Genomic DNA, 19,093 nt, shown 5'->3' on the forward strand with positions numbered 1-19,093 from the left:
GCGTGGCGATCAAGTGGCGGAACTGGGCGTTACCGGTGGCGGCGGCGGCGCTCGTCCTGCCGGCGGCGACCGGCTGTGAGAGCACGCCGGGCGCCCCGGCGGCGGAGCCGACCGCCGCGCCGTCCACGTCCGCGGCCCGGCCCGTGGCCCGGGTGTGCGCCAATCCCGCCGCCGGTCCGGCCAAGGCTCCGGCGGGCGCGGTGACGGTCGACCCCGCGGTCGTCGGTGACCTGGTGGCGAAGACCAAGAGCCACCCCCCGAACACCACGTTCTGGCTTCGGCCGGGCAGGCACAGGCTCGACCCGGACCGCTATGCCCAGGTCGTCCCCAAGGAGGGGAACCGCTACATCGGCGCGCCGGGCGCGGTGCTCGACGGCCGGAAGAAGAACCAGTACGCGTTCGGCGGCACCGCCCGCGACGTCACCATCCGCTATCTGACCGTGCGACGTTTCGTGGCGCCGCCGGACGAGGGCGTGGTCAACCATGACTCGGCCGACGGGTGGGTGATCGAGCACGCGACGATCCGGGACAACTCCGGTGCCGGGCTGATGGCCGGTGCCCGCCAGCGAGTCCGCGCCAGCTGCCTGCGCGACAACGGCCAGTACGGCATGAACGCGTACAAGGCCAAAGGCCGTATCAGCGGCCTGGTGGTCCAGGGCAACGAGATCGCGGGCAACAACACCGGCGACTGGGAGCGGCGACGGAAGGGCTGCGGCTGCACCGGAGGCATCAAGTTCTGGGCCGTCAACGGTGCCGACATACGCGGCAATTGGGTGCACGACAACCGTGGAACCGGGTTGTGGGCGGACACCAACAACAACGACTTCCGCGTCGAGGACAACGTGCTCGAGGACAACGACGGTGCCGCGCTGATCTACGAGACCAGCTACAACGCGGTCATCCGGAAGAACACGATCCGGCGGAACAACTGGGTCGAGGGCCGCAGGGAAGCCGACCGCGGCGACAACTTCCCGTTCGCGACCGTCTATGTGTCCGAGTCCGGTGGCGAACCACGGATCAAGGCCCGCACCGACAAGATCGAGATCTACCGGAACGTGCTGGAGAACAACTGGTCCGGGGTCACCCTGTGGGAAAACGCCGACCGGTTCTGCAACAGCCCGGCCAATACCTCGTCCGGTGAATGCACGTTGCTGGTGCGGGACACCGGCCGCTGCGCGAAACCGGCGATCGCCAAGCCATCGCTCTACGCCGACTGCCGGTGGAAGACCCAGCGGGTGGACATCCACGACAACCGCTTCGTGCTGGACAAGTCCGTCGTCAAGTGCGCGGTGAAGTGCGACCGGATGGCGGTGCTGGCCAACTACGGCACCTATCCGGACTGGTCGCCGTACCAGGGCGAAGGGGTGGCCGAGGCGATCACCCACAAGCAGCACAACCGCTGGCACGACAACGTCTACGTCGGACCATGGACATTCGTCGCCCACGACCCGAGCCGGGTGCTCGACTTCGGGCAGTGGCAGAGCACGCCGTACCGGCAGGACGCGGGCAGCACCCTCCGCGCACGGGACGGTGGCTGAGATGGGCGGGGGTCACACACCGAAGACCGTCGGGACAATCTGGGGGCTGCTGGTCCTCAACACGCTCGGCTCCGCCGGGGCGAAGACCATCGTCCCGCTGCCCCGCTCCCTCATCCAGATGGTCACCATGGGCGCGCTGGTCGCCGCGTTCGCGCTGGCGCTCGCGGTCAATCTCCGGCTGCGCATCCGAGCCAGTGCGTACGTATTCCTGCTCACCCTGCTACTGGTGACGAGCGTGATCTCCAGCGCGCATCTGGAGTCCGGGTTCGGCGCGCTGTTCCGCTGCACCCGGCTGGCTCTCTTCGTCGGCACGCTCTGGCTGCTCAGCCGCTGGTGGGACGGCAGCCTGACATTCGTCCGGCACCACATCCGGATGTACTTCGCGGTGCTCGGGTCGGTGGCCGCCGGCCTGGTCGCCTCACCGGGCGCGGCCCTGCCCGACCTCTACGGCGGGCGGCTGGTCGGCGCGTTGTGGCCGCTCACCCCGCCGCAGATCGGACAGTACGCCGCGGTGATCACCGGGCTCACCGTGCTGCTCGTACTGGGCCGCCGGACCGACCGGGCCGGCGCGGCGGTGGTCATCGTGCCGTCACTCGTCCTGCTCGCGCTGACCCATACCCGGACGGCCACGCTCGGCCTGTTCCTCGGCCTGGCGTTGGCGATCGGCTCGCTCCTCCTCACCAGCGCCGCCGCCCGCCGCTTCTTCACCTGGGCGGTGGTGTGCGCCACGGTGGCCGCGGTGGGGTTCGCCTCCGTGCTCCAGGCGTGGTTCCTGCGCGGACAGAGCAAGGAGAACTTCTCCAGCCTCACCGGCCGGGCCAAGGTCTGGGACGCCCTGCTGGCCGCACCCCGGACGACCGGGGAGAAGTGGTTCGGCGTGGGTCTGGGCGACAAGTCGTTCGGCGGGCTGCCGATCGACAACAGCTGGCTGGCCGTCTACAACGAACAGGGTCTGGTCGGCGTCACCCTCGTCGCGGCGATCGTCATCGTGCTGGGCGGCGTCGCGTTGCTGCGGCCACCGTCGCTGCAGAGGGCCTGCGCGATCTTTCTGATCAGCTACTGCGCGATCGCGTCGTACACCGAGGCCGGTCTTGGCGACGCCTCGCCGTATCTGCTGCATCTGGCCCTGGCCGCCGCGCTGTTGGCGACACCCGCCGCGGCCGCTCCGCGCGCGACGCCCGACCCCCCTCGACGACACATTCCGCGCTGGGCCCGGAGAACGGAGGTTCCTTGAGCATGCACGTCCTCGTGGTGCACAACCGCTACGCCTCGGCGCAGCCGAGCGGGGAGAACAAGGTCGTCGACCAGGAGGTGGAACTGCTGCGCGCGGCCGGCCATCGGGTCGGGGTGTTCGAGCGGCGCAGCGACGACATCGCCGCCCGGTCCCTCCTCGGCAAGGCCGCGGTGCCGCTCCTGGTGCCGTGGAACCCGGCGGTCCGCGCGGAGCTCGCCGCCCGGCTGCGCACCGAGCGGCCGGACGTGGTCCACGTCCACAACGTCTTTCCGCTCCTGTCGCCCGCGGTGCTCGCCGCCTGCGCCGACGCCCGCGTGCCCGCCGTCGCCACGCTGCACAACTACACCCAGGTCTGCTCGCCCGGCACGCTGCAGCGGAACGGCCGGCCGTGCGCCGAGTGCGTAGGCTCCGCGCCACTGCCCGCCGTCCGGCACGGCTGCTACCGCAGTTCCCGCCTCGCGACGGTGCCGCTCGCGGTCAGCCTGTCGGTCAACCGGCGGCGATGGTGGTCCGGCGTGGAGCGGTTCTTCTGCATCTCCGCGGCGCAGCGCGACGTCCTGGTGCGGGCCGGCATGCCGGCCGAGCGGCTGGCGGTGAAGCACAACTTCGTGCCCGACCCGGGCGCCTGCCGAGTGGGCGGGGGAGAGCATCTGCTCTATCTCGGCCGGCTCGCGGAGGCCAAGGGCGTACGGCTGCTCATGGCCGCGTGGGACGAGATCGCGGCGAGCGGCGGTGTGGGCGTACCGCTCGTGATCGCCGGTGCGGGGCCGCTGGAGCGAGAGGTGACCGGCTGGGCGGCGGGCCGGGACGACGTGGCTTTCGTCGGCCTGTTGGACCCGGGGGAGTGCCGGAAGGCCATCGTGCGATCGGTCGCCGTGGTGGCTCCCTCGACCTGGCAGGAGGCGTTCGGCCTGGTGGTCGTGGAGGCGATGGCGGCCGGGGTCCCGGCCGTCGCCGCCGGTCACGGCGCCTTCGTCGAACTCGTCGAGGACGGCGTGACGGGGCTGCTGCACCAGCCGGGCGAGCCCGCCTCGGTCGCGGCCTGCCTGCGCCGGATCGCGGCCGAGCCGGTCCTGGGCCGGGAGATGGGCCAGGCGGCCCGGCTCCGTTACGAACAGGGTTTCAGCCCGGCCGTCGGGTTGGAGCGCCTGGTGGAGGAGTACCGCACCGCGATCGCGGGTCGGTCAGCACTGACTCGCGGCGGGGACTCCCGCGCGAGCAGGGGGGATGGGGACAGTAGATGACACGATGCCGACTCTGCGGCTCGGAAGCGATGGCGAGCGTCCTCGACCTCGGGGCGACGCCACCATGTGAGAGCTTTCTCGCCGCGGACCAACTGGACCAGCCGGAACCGGCGTACCCGCTGCACCTGCGGGTCTGCGCCGACTGCTGGCTGGCGCAGATCCCGCCGCTGATCACGCCGGAGGAGACGTTCAAGGAGTACGCGTACTTCTCCTCGTTCTCGACCTCCTGGGTGGAGCACGCGCGCACGTTCGTCGGCGACGCCGTACAGCGGCTGGGTCTCGGCACCGACGCCTTCGTGGTCGAGGTCGCGAGCAACGACGGGTACCTGCTGAGGCATGTGGTGGACCGCGGGATCCGCTGCCTCGGCATCGAGCCGTCGGTCAACGTCGGCGCTACGGCGCGGGACGCGGGTGTGCCCACGCTCACGGAGTTCCTGAGCCCTGACACCGGCGCCGCTGTCCGCGCAGAGCACGGCCCGGCGGACCTGGTCGTGGCCAACAACGTGTACGCGCACATCCCCGACGTGGTCGGGTTCACCCGGGGGCTGCGCGCCCTGGTCGCCGACGACGGCTGGGTCTCCATCGAGGTGCAGCACCTGCTGACCCTGATCGAGGAGAACCAGTACGACACGATCTACCACGAGCACTTCCAGTACTACACGGTCGCGTCCGCCACCCGGGCGCTGGCGAGCGGCGGACTCGCGCTCGTGGACGTCGAGCTGCTGCCCACGCACGGCGGTTCCATCCGGCTGTGGGCCCGGCCGGCCGAGGTGGCCGGCGAGCCGACTTCGAGGGTGGCCGACGTACTGGCCCGGGAGAAGGCCGCAGGGCTCCAGGAGCTGTCCGGGTACACCGAGTTCTCCGCCCGGGTGGCCAAGGTGCGCCGGGATCTGCTGCGGTTCCTCATCGAGGCGGCCGAGCGCGGCGAGACGGTCGTCGGCTACGGCGCCCCGGGCAAGGGCAACACCCTGCTCAACCACTGCGGCATCCGGCCCGATCTGCTCCCGTACACGGTCGACCGCAACCCCTACAAGCACGGCAGGTTCACCCCGGGCGCCCGCATCCCGATCCTGCCGCCCGAGCGGATCGCCGCCGACAAGCCGGACTACGTGCTCGTCCTCCCGTGGAACCTGCGGGCCGAGCTGGTCGAGCAGCTGTCCTTCGTGCACGACTGGGGCGGCCGGCTGGTCTTTCCCATCCCGGAACTGAGCATTGCCGAGGTCGCGTCTTCAAGGGGCACAGTATGAAGGTCGTTCTGTTCTGCGGCGGTTACGGGATGCGGATGCGGAGCGGTGCCGCGGACGACGTGCCCAAGCCGATGGCGATGGTCGGCCCCAGGCCGCTGATCTGGCACGTCATGCGCTACTACGCGCACTTCGGGCACACGGAGTTCATCCTGTGCCTCGGGTACGGGGCTCACCACATCAAGGACTTCTTCCTCAACTACGAGGAGACGACGTCCAACGACTTCGTGCTGCGAGGTGGGCGGACCGAGCTGCTGTCCACCGACATCTCGGACTGGACGATCACGTTCGCGCAGACCGGCGTCGAGTCGCCGATCGGGGAGCGGCTGCGCCGGGTGCGGCACCACCTGGACGGCGACGAGATGTTCCTCGCCAACTACGCCGACGTGCTCACCGACGCCCCGCTGCCGGAGATGATCGACCGGTTCGCCCGGCGCGACGCCGGTGCGTCGATGATGGTGGTGCCGCCGCAGTCCTCGTTCCACTGCGTGGACCTGGGCGACGACGGCCTGGTGGGAGGCATCACCGCGGTGAGCGAACTGCCACTGTGGGAGAACGGCGGCTATTTCGTGCTCCGGCAGGAGGTCTTCGACCACATCCCGGAGAACGGGGACCTGGTCGCCGACGGATGCGCCCAACTGGCCAAGCGCGGCCGGCTGGTGGCGCACCAGCACCGCGGCTTCTGGAAGCCGACCGACACCGTGAAGGAGCGGGCCGCGCTCGACGAGGCCTACGCCCGGGGCGACCGCCCGTGGGCCGTATGGGAACGAGACGGTGCGGGGGCGAGGGCGTGATCCGTCTCCACACCGGGCGCCTGGACCGGATCGTCGCCATGGGCGCGCACTGCGACGACATCGCCATCGGCGCCGGTGGCACGCTGCTCGCGCTGTGCCGCGCGCGGCCGGGCGTCCGCGTCGACGCGCTGGTGCTCACCGGCGGTGGCAGCGAGCGGGAGCGGGAGGAGCGGGCCGCGCTCGCCGCCTTCTGCCCGGACGCCGACCTGCGGCTGACCGTGCACAAGCTCCCCGACGGCCGGCTGCCCGCGCACTGGGAAGAGGCCAAGGCCGCCGTCGAGGAACTGCGCGCGCGGACCGAGCCGGATCTGGTGCTGGCGCCGCGCACCGATGACGCGCACCAGGATCACCGCGGCCTGGCAAAGCTGATACCCACCGCCTTCCGCGACCACCTCGTGCTCGGCTACGAGATCGTCAAGTGGGACGGCGACCTCGGCCGCCTCGCGGTGTACCAGCCACTGTCGCCGGAGGTCGCCGAAGAGAAGGTGCGGCTGCTGCAGGAGCACTACCCCTCGCAGCGGCACCGGCCCTGGTACGACCGGGAGGCCTTCCTCGGCCTCGCCCGGATCCGCGGCATCGAATGCCACGAGCGATACGCCGAAGCGTTCGCCGTCACCAAACTCACGCTCAACCTGGGGGGTTGAACCTTGCGCGTACTGCTGACCGGACACCAGGGCTATCTGGGAACCGTCATGGCCCCGGCCCTCGCCGCCGCCGGGCACGAGGTCGTCGGCCTCGACGCCGGCCTGTTCGCCGACTGCGTCCTCGGCCCGCCGCCCGCGGACCCGCAGGGGCATCGGGTGGACCTGCGCGACGTCACGGCCGAACACGTGGCCGGGGCCGACGCCGTGATCCACCTGGCCGCGCTCTCCAACGACCCGCTGGGATCGCTGGCGCCGGAGCTCACCCACGACATCAACCACCACGCGTCCGTGCGGCTGGCCCGGCTGGCCCGCGACGCCGGAGTGCGGCGCTTCCTGTACGCGTCGACCTGCTCGGTCTACGGCGCCGCCGGCGGCGACGACCTGGTGGCCGAGGACGCCGCGCTGCGCCCGGTGACGCCGTACGCGGAGTCCAAGGTGCGGGTGGAGGACGACCTGCACGACCTGGCCGACGGCGACTTCAGCCCGGTGTTCATGCGCAACGCCACCGCCTTCGGCCACTCGCCCCGGCTGCGTGCCGACATCGTGCTGAACAACCTGGTCGGCCACGCGCTGCTGTCCGGCGAGGTGCTGGTGCTCTCCGACGGCACCCCCTGGCGCCCGCTGGTGCACGCCGTCGACATCGCACGGGCCTTCACGGCCGCGCTGACCGCGCCGCGGGAGGCGGTGCACGACCGGGCGTTCAACATCGGAAGCGAGACCAACAACGTCACGGTTGCCGAGATCGCCGGGCAGGTCGCCGAGGCGGTGTCCGGCTCCAAGGTGGTGATCACCGGGGAGACCGGTGCCGATCCGCGTTCGTACCGGGTGGACTTCTCCCGGTTCCGCGCCGCGATACCCGGCTTCGACTGCGAGTGGACGGTGAAGCGGGGCGCGCTCGAACTCGCCGACGCCTACCGGGAACACGGGCTGACCCGGGAGGACTTCGAGCAGCGCTTCACCCGCCTTGCCGTACTGCGCGCGGCGTCCGACGCCGGCACCGTCGACGACACCCTGCGGTGGCGCCGGTGACTGAGCACGGCGATGAGATGTACGCGCTGGTGGAGCGGCTGTACCCGCTCTGCCGGAGCATCACGGGCGACGGTGTGCGCGCCACCCTGGAGATCGTCGGCGAGTACGTCCCGCTGAAGGTGCACGAGGTGCCGACCGGGACCCAGGTGCTCGACTGGACGGTGCCGCAGGAGTGGAACATCCGGGACGCGTACATCGCCGACCCCGCAGGCAACCGGGTCGTCGACTTCCGGGCGTCCAGCCTGCATGTGCTCGGCTACAGCGTGCCGGTGTCGGCGACCATGCCGCTGGCCGAGCTGCGCGAACACCTGCACACCCTGCCGGACCACCCGGCCTGGGTGCCGTACCGCACCAGCTACTACCAGCCGCAATGGGGGTTCTGCCTGGCCCAGGAGACCCTGGACGCGCTGCCGGACGGCGAGTACGAGGTGTGCGTCGACTCCACACTCACCGATGGCCACCTCACCTACGCCGAGCACATCGTCCCCGGGCAGATCGCCGACGAGGTGATCGTCTCCTGCCACGTCTGCCACCCGTCGCTGGCCAACGACAACATGGCCGGTGTCGCGGTGGCGACGTTCCTGGCGCGGGCGCTGGCGGAGCAGACGCCGTACTACACCTACCGGTTCATCTTCGCCCCCGGCACCATCGGGGCGATCACCTGGCTGGCCCGCAACGCGGAGCGGATCGACCGGGTCAAGCACGGGCTGGTGCTGGCCTGCGCCGGGGACCGGGGACACCTCACGTACAAACAGAGCAGGCGCGGCGACGCGGAGATCGACCGGGTGATGCGGCATGTGCTGGCCGCCTCCGAACGCCCGCACCGCGTCGCCGAGTTCACCCCGTACGGCTACGACGAGCGGCAGTTCTGCTCGCCCGGGTTCGATCTCGGCGTCGGCTCGCTCACCCGGACCCCGTACGCGGGCTACCCCGAGTACCACACCTCGGCGGACAACCTGGACTTCGTCTCCCCGGAGGCGATGGCGGACACGCTCGCCGTCTGCCGCGAGGCGTTCGCCGTCCTGGACCGCGACCGGCGGTACCTCAACCTCAGCCCCTATGGCGAACCACAGCTGGGCCGACGCGGGCTGTACGACTCGCTCGGCGGCCGCAGCGACGCCAAGCAGGCCCAGATGGCCATGCTCTGGGTGCTCAACCTCTCCGACGGCGAGCACAGTCTGCTGGACGTCGCCGAGCGGTCCGGGCTGCCGTTCGACACCGTCGCCGACGCGGCCGGCGCCCTGCACGGCGCCGGGCTGATCAAGGCATGACGCCGATGCCCACCGAGGGGGAGAAGCCGCGGACAACGGCGCCACCGCCCCGATCCGCCAAGCGGGCCCTCGTCGGCCGGCTGTCTTGGGGACTGGCCGACCAGGCGGCCTCCAGCATGTCCAACTTCGCGGTGGGCATCTACGTGGCCCGCTCGCTGGGGGTGACCGCGTTCGGCGTGTTCAGCCTGGCCTGGGTGACCTACGGCGTGGTACTCAACATCTCCCGCGGGCTGGCCACCGATCCGCTCGTGGTGCGCTTCAGCGGCGTGTCGGACGCGTCCTGGCGCGGGGCGGTGGCCCGGTCGTCGGGTACCGCACTCGGCGTAGGCGCGGCCATCGGCGCGGGGTGTCTGGTGGTCGGGCCGGCCCTCGGCGGCCGCGTGGGGCCCGCGTTCGTCTGCCTCGGCGTCGTGCTGCCGGGGCTGCTTCTGCAGGACGCCTGGCGGTTCTCGTTCTTCGCCGCCGGTGCCGGGCGGAAGGCGTGTCTCAACGACGTCGTGTGGGGCGTCGCGCTCGTCCCGGCCATGATCGTGGCGGCCCGCGCGGGCAGCGTGGCCGCCTTCGTGCTCGCCTGGGGCGCGTCCGCCACGGTGGCGGCGGGGTACGGCTACCTCCAGTCCGGTATCCGGCCCCGGGTGACCGGGGCGCGCGGGTGGCTCCGCGAGCAGCGCGATCTCGGCTACCGGTACCTGGTCGAGAACACCTGCCTCAGCGGCGCGAGCCAGCTGCGGGCGTACGGGCTCGGCGCGATCGTCGGGGTCGGCGCGGTGGGCGCGGTGCGGGGCGCCGAGCTCCTGCTCGGCCCGTTCCTCGCCGTGCTGATGGGCCTTTCGCTGGTCACCGTCCCGGAGGCGGCGCGGGTGCTGCGGCGGACCCCGCACCGCCTTGGCGCGTTCTGCCTTCTGCTGGGTGGCGGGCAGGCCGTCGGCGCGCTGCTCTGGGGCGGGGCGCTGCTGCTGATGCCGGACCGGCTCGGCGAGTTCGTGCTCGGCGGTGTCTGGCACTCCGCCGCACAGCTCATCGTGCCGGTCACCCTCGGCGTCGCGGGCGCCGGGCTCGGCACCGGCGCGGCGGCCGGGCTGCGCGCGCTCGGCGCCGCCCGGCGCAGCCTGCGCTCCCAGCTGTTCGCCTCCGCCTGCTATGTCAGCGGCGGGCTCGGCGGGGCGGCCGTCGCCGGCACGGTCGGCTCGGCCTGGTGCGTCGCCGCCGCGACCGTCAGCGGCTCGGCCGTGTGGTGGCTGCAACTGCGGTCCGCCCTGCGCGAGCGCCGCCACCACCCCATCCCCGAAGTGAGGACCCCATGACCGCCCATCCCCGGTTGAGCATCGGCCTGCCCGTGTACAACGGCGAGGAGTACCTGGCCGAGTCGCTCGACGCCCTGCTCGGCCAGACCTACGAGGACTTCGAGCTGGTCATCTCCGACAACGCCTCGACCGACGGGACCGAGGACATCTGCCGCAAGTACGCCGCGCAGGACGCGCGCATCCGCTACCTCCGGCTGCCCCGGAACGTCGGCGCCACGCCGAACCACAACCGGGTGTTCGCCGAGTGCCGTGGCGAGCTGTTCAAGTGGGCCTCGCACGACGACCTTTATGCCCGCGATCTGCTGCGGGCTTGCGTCCAGGCGCTGGACGAGCGGCCGGACGTGATCCTCGCACACGCCGACCAGGCGGTCATCGACGGCGACGGCCAGGTGAAGGTCCCGTACGAGTACACGCTCGCCACCGGCTCACCGCACCCGCCGGAGCGCTTCCGCAGCATGCTGTTCGAGCCCGGCGGTGACGACTTCTACGGGGTGATCCGGGCCGACGCGCTGCGCCGGGTGAAGCCGATGGACAGCTACCACCACGCGGACCGCACGTTCGTCGCCGAGATCGCCCTGCACGGGCGCTTCCACCAGGTGCCGGAGCTGCTGTACTTCCGCCGCGACCACCCCACCCGCGCCGAGCGGGCGAACCCGGGCAAGCGCTCCCGGTGCGTCAACCTGGACCCGCGCCGGGCGGGCCCGCTGCACCCGACGCCCCGGCTGCTCGCCGAGTACGTCTGGGGCTTCGCCTCGGCGATCCGGCGGGCCCCGTTGTCCGCGGCCGACCGGCGCGCGTGCTACCGCCACCTGGCCGCATGGATGACCAGCCGGGTCCGGCCGGGCGCCGGTGAGCGGGTCGAGGACCGCGCCCCGGTCGACCCGGCCAAGCTGACCGTCTCCGTCGACGCCCTCGTCGCGGGCCGTGAGGGGCGGCGGGCATGAGGACGGCGACACGTGTGGGGGTGTTCGGCCTGCTCGGCTCCGGCAACCTCGGCAACGACGGGTCGCTCGAGGCCATGCTCGGCTACCTCCGCACCGAGCACCCGGAGGCGGTCGTGGACGCGCTGTGCGGGGGACCCGAGGCCGTGGCGACCCGGTTCGGGATCCCCGCCACGCGGCTGCACTGGTACCGCGGGGAGTACCGGACCGCGTCGCGTGCGGGCGCGATCGCGGCGAAGGGTCTGGGCAAACTCCTCGATGTCTTCCGCACCGCTGCCTGGGTGCGCCGGCACGACGTGGTGATCGTGCCGGGCATGGGCGTCCTGGAGGCCACGCTGCCGCTGCGGCCGTGGGGCTTCCCGTACTCGCTGTTCCTGCTCTGCGCGAGTGGCCGGCTGCTGCGCACCCGGGTCGCGCTGGTCGGCGTCGGCGCCGCCGAGATCGGCAATCGGCCGACCCGGGCCCTGGTGCGCTGGTCGGCGCGGCTGGCCGCGTACCGGTCGTACCGGGACACCCAGTCCCGCGACGCGATGCGGGCGATGGGTGTGGACACCGCGCGCGACGAGGTCTACCCCGACCTCGCGTTCGCGCTGCCGACGCCGCGGGAATGGGGTATCCCCCGCTCGGAGCTTGTCGGAGAGCTCGGGGAAGCGCCCTCGGGTTCGGGATCGCCGGGCCCGGTCTGTCTCGGTGTCATGGACTTCCACGGCGGCAACGACGACCGCGCCCAAGCCGACGAGATATACCGGCGCTACCTCGACGGGACGATCCGGTTCGTCCGTGCGCTGGTCGAGGAGGGCAGACCGGTCCGGCTGCTCACCGGTGACGACTGCGACGCGTCGGTGGTCGCCGCCATCCTCGACGCGGTGGACTCAGCCCTGGTCACCGCTGCCGAACCGGCCTCACTGGCCGACCTGATGAACGAGATGGCGGCTGCCGACACCGTCGTGGCGGTCCGGTACCACAACCTGATCTGCGCGCTGAAGACCGGCACGCCGGTGCTGGCCCTCTGCTATGCGGCGAAGAGCGACGCGCTCATGGACCGGATGGGCCTCGGCGCGTACTGCCACCCGGCGCGCGCGGTCGACGCCGACCGGCTGCTCGAACAATTCAGGGACCTGGAGAAGCACTCGGCCGAGCTGCGGCACACCCTCGCCGAGCGGAACCGGGCCGCCGCACAGCAACTCGACCACCAGTTCACCGCGTTGACCGCGGCCCTGTTCCCGACGACGGACCACACACCCGCCCACACGCATCGGGAGGCTCGATGAAGGCGACCGAAGTCCCGGAGATCGCCGGCGCGTACCTGTTCGAGCCGACCCCGTACGCCGACGAACGCGGCTTCTTCTGCCGCACCTTCGACGCCGACGTGGTCCGCTCGGTGGGCCTCGACCCGCACGCCTTCGTCCAGGACAGCCTGTCCCGCTCGGTCCGTGGCGTACTGCGCGGCCTGCACCTGCGCTCCGGCGCCGGTGAGGCCAAGCTGGTGCGGTGCTCGTACGGGAGGATCTTCGACGTCGTCGTGGATCTGCGGCCGGACTCGCCGACGTACCTGGGCCGGGCCTTCTTCGAACTGTCCGGCGAGACGCAGACGACCCTGTACATCCCGGCGGGCTGCGCGCACGGCTTCCAGGCGCTGACCGAGACCGCCGACACCTCGTACCGGATCGACCGCCCGCACGATCCGGCGGAGGACGTGACGATCGCCTTCGACGACCCGGAGCTCGCCATCGGCTGGCCGCTGCCGGTCACATCGATGTCCCGGCGGGACCGGGAGGCGCCGAGCCTCGCCGAGGTCCTGAAGCACATGGAAAGGTGAAGTCGGCTTGGAAACCGAAGAGTTCCTCCTGCCCCGGTCGCGACTGGCGAACGAGCGGCTGCACGCCATGATCCCCGGGGGCGCGCACACCTACGCCAAGGGCGACGACCAGTACCCCGAGAACCTGGCCCCGGTCATCAGCCACGGCCGCGGTGCCCATGTGTGGGACATCGACGGCAACCGCTACGTCGAGTACGGCTCCGGCCTGCGGTCGGTCAGCCTCGGCCACGCCCACCCACGGGTGATCGAGGCGGTGCGGCGGGAACTCGACCGCGGCAGCAACTTCGCCCGGCCGTCCATCGTGGAGGTCGAAGCCGCGGAACGCTTCCTGGCCACGGTGCCGACCGCCGAGATGGTGAAGTTCGCGAAGAACGGCTCCGACGCCACCACCGCCGCGGTGCGCCTCGCCCGCGCCGCCACCGGGCGCCCGCGGGTGGCCATCTGCGCCGACCATCCGTTCTTCTCCGTCGACGACTGGTTCATCGGCACCACGCCGATGTCCGCCGGTGTTCCGGCGGCGACCAACGAGCTCACCGTGGCGTTCCCTTACGGGGACCTGGCCGCCACGGAGGAACTGCTCACCCGGTACCAGGACGAGGTCGCCTGCCTGATCCTCGAACCCGCCACCGTCGAGCCGCCGCCCGGCTATCTCGCCGGTCTGCGCGAGCTGGCCGACCGGCACGGCTGCGTACTGATCTTCGATGAGATGATCACCGGCTTCCGCTGGTCAGAGGCGGGCGCCCAGGGCCTGTACGGCGTCGTCCCCGACCTCTCCACGTTCGGCAAGGCCCTGGGCAACGGATTCGCCGTCTCCGCGCTGGCCGGGCGCCGCGATCTGATGGAGCGGGGCGGCTTGCGCCACTCCGGCGACCGGGTGTTCCTGCTGTCCACCACGCACGGTGCGGAAACGCACTCGCTGGCCGCCGCGATGGCCGTGCAAACCACCTACGCCGAAGAGGGCATCACCGCCCAACTGCACGTCCTCGGCGAGCGGTTGGCGGCGGGCGTCCGCGAGGTGGCGGCGGGTATGGGCGTCGGCGACCACATTGTCGTCCGGGGCCGGGCCAGCAACCTGGTCTTCGCCACCCTCGACGAGAACGGGCAGCCGTCGCAGCGGTACCGCACCCTGTTCCTGCGCCGGCTCCTCGCGGGCGGGGTGCTGGCCCCGTCGTTCGTGGTGAGCAGCGCGCTCAGCGACGCCGACATCGATCACACCGTCGATGTGGTGGCCCAGGCATGTGCGGTGTACCGGAAGGCACTGGACGCCGCCGACCCCACCCCCTGGCTGGCCGGACGACCGGTGAAGCCCGTATTCCGCCGCTTGGCGTGACGTGATGTGACGTGACGTCGTGACATGACATGACATGACGTGGCGTCAGCGGCGCTTCCACCGACGGGCGTCGGCCATGCGATCGACCAGCCACGCGGTCGCCGGAGTCACCGCCAGCGCGGTGCACCAGCCCCCGAGGACGTCGGTCGGATAGTGCGCGCCCAGGGCTACCTGCGCCCATCCCATCGCGGCGCCGGCCACGAGCGCCGCGGCGAGCACGAGTGACGTGCCGACCGTCCCGCCGAGGCCGAACCGGCCGGTCGCGAGCAGCGCCACGATGAGGGCGAGTGCGGTGAAGAAGGCGGTGTGCCCGCTCGGATAGGACAGGTTGCCGTCGCCGTGGATGGTGCGTCCCACCAGATGCTTGAGCAGCGTCGCCGTCCCCACGGACACGGTGGCGCCGACAACGACGAGCACCGCCGCGCGAGTACGCCGAAGCAGCAGGCAGCCCGCCACAGCGGCCACGATCAGCGTGGCCGCTCCGGCGGGTTCCCCCAAGAAGTCCACGGCCAGAGCGACGCGCCTCCAGGGTGGCCGCACACTGTCCGCCGTCGGCTGGATGATCCACCTGTCCACCCCGCCGGGCTCGCCGTGGCCGGCGTACAGGACCCCGAGCACGCCGACCACCAGGGCGGCGAGGGCCGAGATCGGCCCGAGCCGCGCGCGCAGCGACCGGGGCAGCACTTCAAGCGCGAACCGGGTGGGGCCGACTTCCAGGTCCGCTCCGGTCAGGCGATCCAACGCGAGCCCCCCGTCGTGTCCGACGCACCCTCCAGCGACCTGACCGCCCTGCGGACACCCGCTCCTGGCCCGTACGACTCCGCGGGAGCCGTCAGCCGGTGTGACCCCGAACTCATCGGTTTGTCATCCTACCGGTAGCTCGTCGATCCCGGCGGTAGAGATCAACGCCGTGGCGGCCGACGTCGCGCCGCCTGAGCCGATCGCGCCGGTTCGGCGCGGTCATCGCCCATCACAAGATCAGCCCGGCGCGCAGGTCGTCCGCGAAGCCGGTCGTGTCCGTGAGTCCGAAGGCCACGCGCTGGAGCAGGAATCCGTGCAGCAGCCCCATCACCACGCGGGCTCCGCGGTCCGGGTCCACGGCGGCGGGCACCGCGCCCGCGGCCCGGCCACGGCGCAGCGCGTCGGCGATACTGGCCCGGACCTTCTCGAAGCCCTCCGCGGCCGGGCCACGCACCTCGTCGTTGCGCAGCACCTCCGACCACGCCTGCACGACGCAGCGCAGCAGCTCGTCGACTGCGACCGTATGCCCCGCGGCGTCCCGCACTGTCTCGCCGCTGATCGTGTCGAGCGCGGCGGCCACCAGCCCCGCGACGGTCGGGGTGCGAGCGGAAGCAACATGATCAGAGCTCGCCTGGACATCCGCGTGATCCTCTCAGCGCTTCGCCTGGCGGCGTCCCGAGGTCGAGCCGTACGTCATCCGGCGGGTTCGATACGGAGGACGGCGGCGGTGTTGTGGATCTCGACGACCTTCAGGCTCATGGCGTCGTTGATGGTCGCGGCGGGTCCCTTGCCGCAGTTCAGTCCGACGCCGCCTCCGCCCTCCGATGACACGCCGCCGCCACCGGAACAGCCCGAAACGCTGAAGCCCGAACCCGTCAGCTGCGCGGCCATCTTGACCTCGCTGCCAGTGATCGCCGTCACCTTGACCTGCCCGAGGCCGTACTTCGCCGGCACTGTCAGGACGTCCCCCTCGGCGACCTCGATCTCGCACGTCCCGTCAGCGCACGGCCCGGTCGGCGAGGGCGACGGCGTGGCCGTCTCCGTGGGAGTCGGCGCGGAGTCGGAGGCCGACGAGCCGGAGTTGGACCCGCTGGGCCGGCCCTTCGCGGGGGACCCGTCCGAAGAATCCGAGGAACACGACGTGAGAGCGGCGAACACGACGGCGACAGCGACGGCGAGGACGGCGCTGGATGACGTTCTATGCATCATGGCCCCATGAAACCCCGCCCCGACCGGGACCCCTCCCGCCGTGCGTCGCAGGGGTGATCGGGCGCCTACTGGCCCGGGAACGGTCCGGATCTCGGAGGGGTGCGCATGCGGAGCCGTGCTGCCGCCTCGGACACCGCCGCTCACGCGGAGTCGATGCCGACCACGCCCACCGCCGATACCGGGACACGTTCACCCGTGAGGAAGGCGTGACGTGCGTGGGAGTCGTGAAGAGTTCGCGCGCGAATCTCGGGATTTGGTTACGGGAGCGGAAGACTTGGAGGGCTCACTCGGCGCTTCGAACAGGTCGGGCGCCGACCCATGCGAGGGGAGACCGGTCAACGATGTTCACTCTGGTACGGAGCAGAGTACGGACGGCCGCGTTAGCGCTCTCGGCGGTCGCGGCCCTCGCCTTCGGCGGGACCGCCGCGACCGCCGCAACCGGCGCGGCAGCGGCCCCCGCTCCCGCGAAACAGGGGCCGACCTCGGTGGCGTACGTCGAGGTGAACAACAACAGCATGCGCAACGTCGGCAAATACACCCTCGCCAACGGCGGCGGCAACGTCTTCGACGTCGCCGTGATCTTCGCGGCGAACATCAACTACGACACGGGTACGAAGGCGGCGTATCTGCACTTCAACGAGAACGTGCAGCGCGTCCTCGACAACGCCGCCACGGAGATACGGCCGTTGCAGCAGAAGGGCATCAAGGTCGTCCTCTCGGTGCTCGGCAACCACCAGGGCGCGGGCTTCGCCAACTTCCCTTCCCAGCAAGAGGCTTCGGCGTTCGCGAAGAAACTGTCGGACACCGTGGCCAAGTACGGCCTCGATGGCATCGACTTCGACGACGAGTACGCGGATTACGGCAACAACGGCACAGGCCAGCCCAACGACAGCTCGTTCGTGCACCTGGTGACGGCGCTGCGCGCGAACATGCCGGACAAGATCATCAGCCTCTACAACATCGGCCCGGCCGCGTCGCGCCTCTCCTACGGCGGCGTCGACGTCTCGTCCAAGTTCGACTACGCCTGGAACCCGTACTACGGCACCTGGCAGGTTCCCCGCGTGGCACTGCCCAAGTCGAAGCTGTCGCCGGCGGCCGTCGAGATCGGCCGGACCTCGCAGAGCACGGCCGCCGACCTCGCCCGCCGCACCGTCAGCGAGGGGTACGGCGTCTATCTGACGTACAACCTCGACGGCGCCAATCGCAGCGCCGATGTCTCCGCGTTCACCAGGGAACTGTACGGCAGCGACGCCGTCTACACGCCGTAAGGCGACCGCACGCGGTGTTGTCTCACCTCACGGTGTGTACCCGATAGATGACGGTGCCTGACCGGGGCTGTTCCAGGTCAGGCACTGCGGGTGCCGACACTGAGTACCCTCGGTCAGGGCTCTGAGTGCCATGCGGGGAGCTAGTCGCCGCCCAAAGTCTTCTCGATCTTCTGCACCACGCGCCACATGGGAACGCTCCGTGGCGCCACCATCACGATCACGTCGTCCTCCGGCGCGGGCGCGGTGCCGCTCTCCGCGGATTCGCCGAGGCTGCCCCATGTCTGCCGGACGAAGGTCAGCGACTGATCCACCGCCTTCGCGGCATCGCCCTGCCCCCCGCCTCGCAGCCAGGTCCGCAGTCCGTTGTTGTGCGCGGCGACGACAGCCGCGGCCTGCACTTCGGCCCGAAGCGCTCCAACATGGTCCCCCGCGTACCGTTGCCGGAGGTAGTGGGCCAGGGTCCGTTCATAGCGGTGCACCACGGACAGTTCATAGCCGCGAAGGCTGGGCACTTCGCGCGTGAGCCGGTAGCGCTGCACGGAGAACTCGGGGTTCGCGGCATACATCCGCGTGACGAGGCGGGCCGCGTCACAGACCACGTCGAGCGGTTCGCCGGCGGTGCTCGTGGTGAGGAAAGCGCTCATTTCGGCCAGGCAGCGCTCATGCTCGGGGAAGACGACGTCTTCCTTGGACGGAAAGTAGCGGAAGAATGACCGGCGTCCCACTCCGGCCCGCGCCACGATGTCGTCCACTGTGGTCCGCTCGAAGCCGTGCACCAAGAAGAGCTGGAACGCCGCCTCGATGAGCGCCTCGCGCATGGGTGCCTTGTCGGACGGCTCGGGCCCGCTGACCGCCGCGGTTGCCTTGCCCTCGTCGCGTACGTCCGTCATGGAGGGAACCTAGCATCAGCACCAGCAATAGCTGACACTGAGTACCTTTACGTAGGGCACTGAGTGCCATACCCTCGTTCCGATGCTCCGCTGCGGCAGCGCAGGCATTCGGGGACCGTGAGGAGAGTGGGCGTGAGCTTGAGGATCGTTGTCTGTGTGAAGTACGTGCCCGACGCCACCGGCGACCGGCACTTCGCCGAGGACCTGACCGTTGATCGTGATGACGTGGACGGGCTGCTCTCGGAGCTGGATGAGTATGCGGTCGAGCAGGCCCTGCAGATCGCCGACGAGGCCGATGACGCCGAGATCACCGTGCTGACCGTGGGTCCGGAGGATGCCAAGGACGCGCTGCGCAAGGCGTTGTCGATGGGTGCGGACAAGGCTGTGCACGTCGAGGACGATGATCTGCACGGTACCGATGTGCTGGGGACCTCGCTGGTGCTGGCCAAGGCGGTCGAGAAGACCGGTTATGACCTGGTCGTGTGTGGTATGGCTTCCACGGACGGCACGATGGGTGTGCTGCCGGCGATGTTGGCGGAGCGTCTGGGTGTGCCGCAGGTGTCGCTGTTGTCGGAGGTGTCGGTCGAGGATGG

At 71.0% G+C, this 19,093-nt stretch carries 19 protein-coding genes; 15 read left to right on the forward strand and 4 right to left on the reverse strand.

What is annotated here, in order from left to right; genetic code table 11:
• The first annotated feature begins 2 nt into the window (after window positions 1-2).
• The 13 genes from J2Z30_RS45550 to J2Z30_RS45610 are packed head-to-tail and all read left to right on the forward strand — an operon-like array spanning window position 3 to window position 14,392.
• Window positions 3-1,538: a right-handed parallel beta-helix repeat-containing protein gene (locus tag J2Z30_RS45550; RefSeq protein WP_044578283.1), complete on the forward strand. Its 1,536-nt coding sequence runs from the start codon at window positions 3-5 to the stop codon at window positions 1,536-1,538.
• Window position 1,539: 1 nt separating this feature from the next.
• Entirely contained in the window at window positions 1,540-2,772 is a 1,233-nt protein-coding gene (locus J2Z30_RS45555) for a membrane protein (RefSeq protein ID WP_044578287.1), read from the forward strand.
• Between the two features lie 2 nt (window positions 2,773-2,774).
• The gene (locus J2Z30_RS45560; RefSeq protein ID WP_044578290.1) at window positions 2,775-4,016 is read left to right on the forward strand and encodes a glycosyltransferase; all 1,242 of its coding nucleotides are present in this window, start codon (window positions 2,775-2,777) and stop codon (window positions 4,014-4,016) included.
• Window positions 4,013-5,263 (forward strand): class I SAM-dependent methyltransferase, encoded by a 1,251-nt coding sequence (locus J2Z30_RS45565; protein ID WP_044578293.1) that lies wholly within the window; start codon window positions 4,013-4,015, stop codon window positions 5,261-5,263. Before J2Z30_RS45560 ends, J2Z30_RS45565 begins: the two co-directional genes overlap by 4 nt.
• Entirely contained in the window at window positions 5,260-6,054 is a 795-nt protein-coding gene (locus tag J2Z30_RS45570; protein WP_044578295.1) for a glycosyltransferase family protein, read from the forward strand. The genes J2Z30_RS45565 and J2Z30_RS45570 overlap by 4 nt, the downstream gene beginning before the upstream one ends.
• A complete protein-coding gene (locus J2Z30_RS45575; RefSeq protein WP_044578298.1) occupies window positions 6,051-6,698 on the forward strand; it encodes a PIG-L deacetylase family protein in 648 nt (215 codons plus the stop codon). The genes J2Z30_RS45570 and J2Z30_RS45575 overlap by 4 nt, the downstream gene beginning before the upstream one ends.
• Before the next feature lie 3 nt (window positions 6,699-6,701).
• Window positions 6,702-7,727 carry an NAD-dependent epimerase/dehydratase family protein gene (locus J2Z30_RS45580; RefSeq protein WP_044578300.1) on the forward strand — a complete coding sequence of 342 codons (1,026 nt, stop codon included), beginning with the start codon at window positions 6,702-6,704 and terminating at the stop codon, window positions 7,725-7,727.
• On the forward strand, window positions 7,715-8,998 hold the full coding sequence (locus tag J2Z30_RS45585; RefSeq protein ID WP_044578303.1) for a DUF4910 domain-containing protein: 1,284 nt from the start codon (window positions 7,715-7,717) through the stop codon (window positions 8,996-8,998). The genes J2Z30_RS45580 and J2Z30_RS45585 overlap by 13 nt, the downstream gene beginning before the upstream one ends.
• 5 nt (window positions 8,999-9,003) lie before the next feature.
• Window positions 9,004-10,302: an MATE family efflux transporter gene (locus tag J2Z30_RS45590; RefSeq protein WP_044578305.1), complete on the forward strand. Its 1,299-nt coding sequence runs from the start codon at window positions 9,004-9,006 to the stop codon at window positions 10,300-10,302.
• Complete coding sequence (locus tag J2Z30_RS45595) at window positions 10,299-11,246, forward strand: glycosyltransferase family 2 protein (protein ID WP_044578308.1); 948 nt, start codon at window positions 10,299-10,301, stop codon at window positions 11,244-11,246. The genes J2Z30_RS45590 and J2Z30_RS45595 overlap by 4 nt, the downstream gene beginning before the upstream one ends.
• Entirely contained in the window at window positions 11,243-12,514 is a 1,272-nt protein-coding gene (locus tag J2Z30_RS45600; RefSeq protein ID WP_044578311.1) for a polysaccharide pyruvyl transferase family protein, read from the forward strand. Before J2Z30_RS45595 ends, J2Z30_RS45600 begins: the two co-directional genes overlap by 4 nt.
• Window positions 12,511-13,062 (forward strand): dTDP-4-dehydrorhamnose 3,5-epimerase, encoded by a 552-nt coding sequence (gene rfbC, locus J2Z30_RS45605; RefSeq protein WP_044578314.1) that lies wholly within the window; start codon window positions 12,511-12,513, stop codon window positions 13,060-13,062. The genes J2Z30_RS45600 and rfbC overlap by 4 nt, the downstream gene beginning before the upstream one ends.
• A 7-nt stretch (window positions 13,063-13,069) precedes the next feature.
• Window positions 13,070-14,392, forward strand: a complete 1,323-nt coding sequence (locus J2Z30_RS45610; RefSeq protein WP_044578317.1) for a glutamate-1-semialdehyde 2,1-aminomutase — start codon at window positions 13,070-13,072, stop codon at window positions 14,390-14,392.
• A gap of 45 nt (window positions 14,393-14,437) precedes the next feature.
• On the opposite strand, the gene J2Z30_RS45615 is transcribed toward J2Z30_RS45610, so the two are convergent.
• From J2Z30_RS45615 to J2Z30_RS50495, 3 genes are all read right to left on the reverse strand, one after another.
• Window positions 14,438-15,133: a phosphatase PAP2 family protein gene (locus tag J2Z30_RS45615; RefSeq protein ID WP_245389221.1), complete on the reverse strand. Its 696-nt coding sequence runs from the start codon at window positions 15,131-15,133 to the stop codon at window positions 14,438-14,440.
• Between the two features lie 229 nt (window positions 15,134-15,362).
• Window positions 15,363-15,713 (reverse strand): TetR family transcriptional regulator C-terminal domain-containing protein, encoded by a 351-nt coding sequence (locus J2Z30_RS45620; protein ID WP_052701694.1) that lies wholly within the window; start codon window positions 15,711-15,713, stop codon window positions 15,363-15,365.
• A 113-nt stretch (window positions 15,714-15,826) separates the two neighbouring features.
• Complete coding sequence (locus J2Z30_RS50495; protein WP_245389222.1) at window positions 15,827-16,342, reverse strand: hypothetical protein; 516 nt, start codon at window positions 16,340-16,342, stop codon at window positions 15,827-15,829.
• Window positions 16,343-16,683: 341 nt separating this feature from the next.
• Here J2Z30_RS50495 and J2Z30_RS45630 point away from each other — a divergent pair, with 341 nt between their 5' ends.
• On the forward strand, window positions 16,684-17,610 hold the full coding sequence (locus tag J2Z30_RS45630) for an endo-beta-N-acetylglucosaminidase H (protein WP_044578321.1): 927 nt from the start codon (window positions 16,684-16,686) through the stop codon (window positions 17,608-17,610).
• A gap of 140 nt (window positions 17,611-17,750) precedes the next feature.
• Here the strand turns inward: J2Z30_RS45630 and J2Z30_RS45635 are convergent, their stop codons facing one another.
• Window positions 17,751-18,500 (reverse strand): TetR family transcriptional regulator, encoded by a 750-nt coding sequence (locus J2Z30_RS45635; RefSeq protein ID WP_063790997.1) that lies wholly within the window; start codon window positions 18,498-18,500, stop codon window positions 17,751-17,753.
• A gap of 132 nt (window positions 18,501-18,632) precedes the next feature.
• Here J2Z30_RS45635 and J2Z30_RS45640 point away from each other — a divergent pair.
• Window positions 18,633-19,093: electron transfer flavoprotein subunit beta/FixA family protein (locus J2Z30_RS45640; RefSeq protein WP_209469124.1), on the forward strand; the 461-nt coding region annotated here is incomplete at its 3' end.

The sequence above is a fragment of the Streptomyces iranensis genome (assembly GCF_017874715.1).
GTDB lineage: Bacteria > Actinomycetota > Actinomycetes > Streptomycetales > Streptomycetaceae > Streptomyces > Streptomyces iranensis.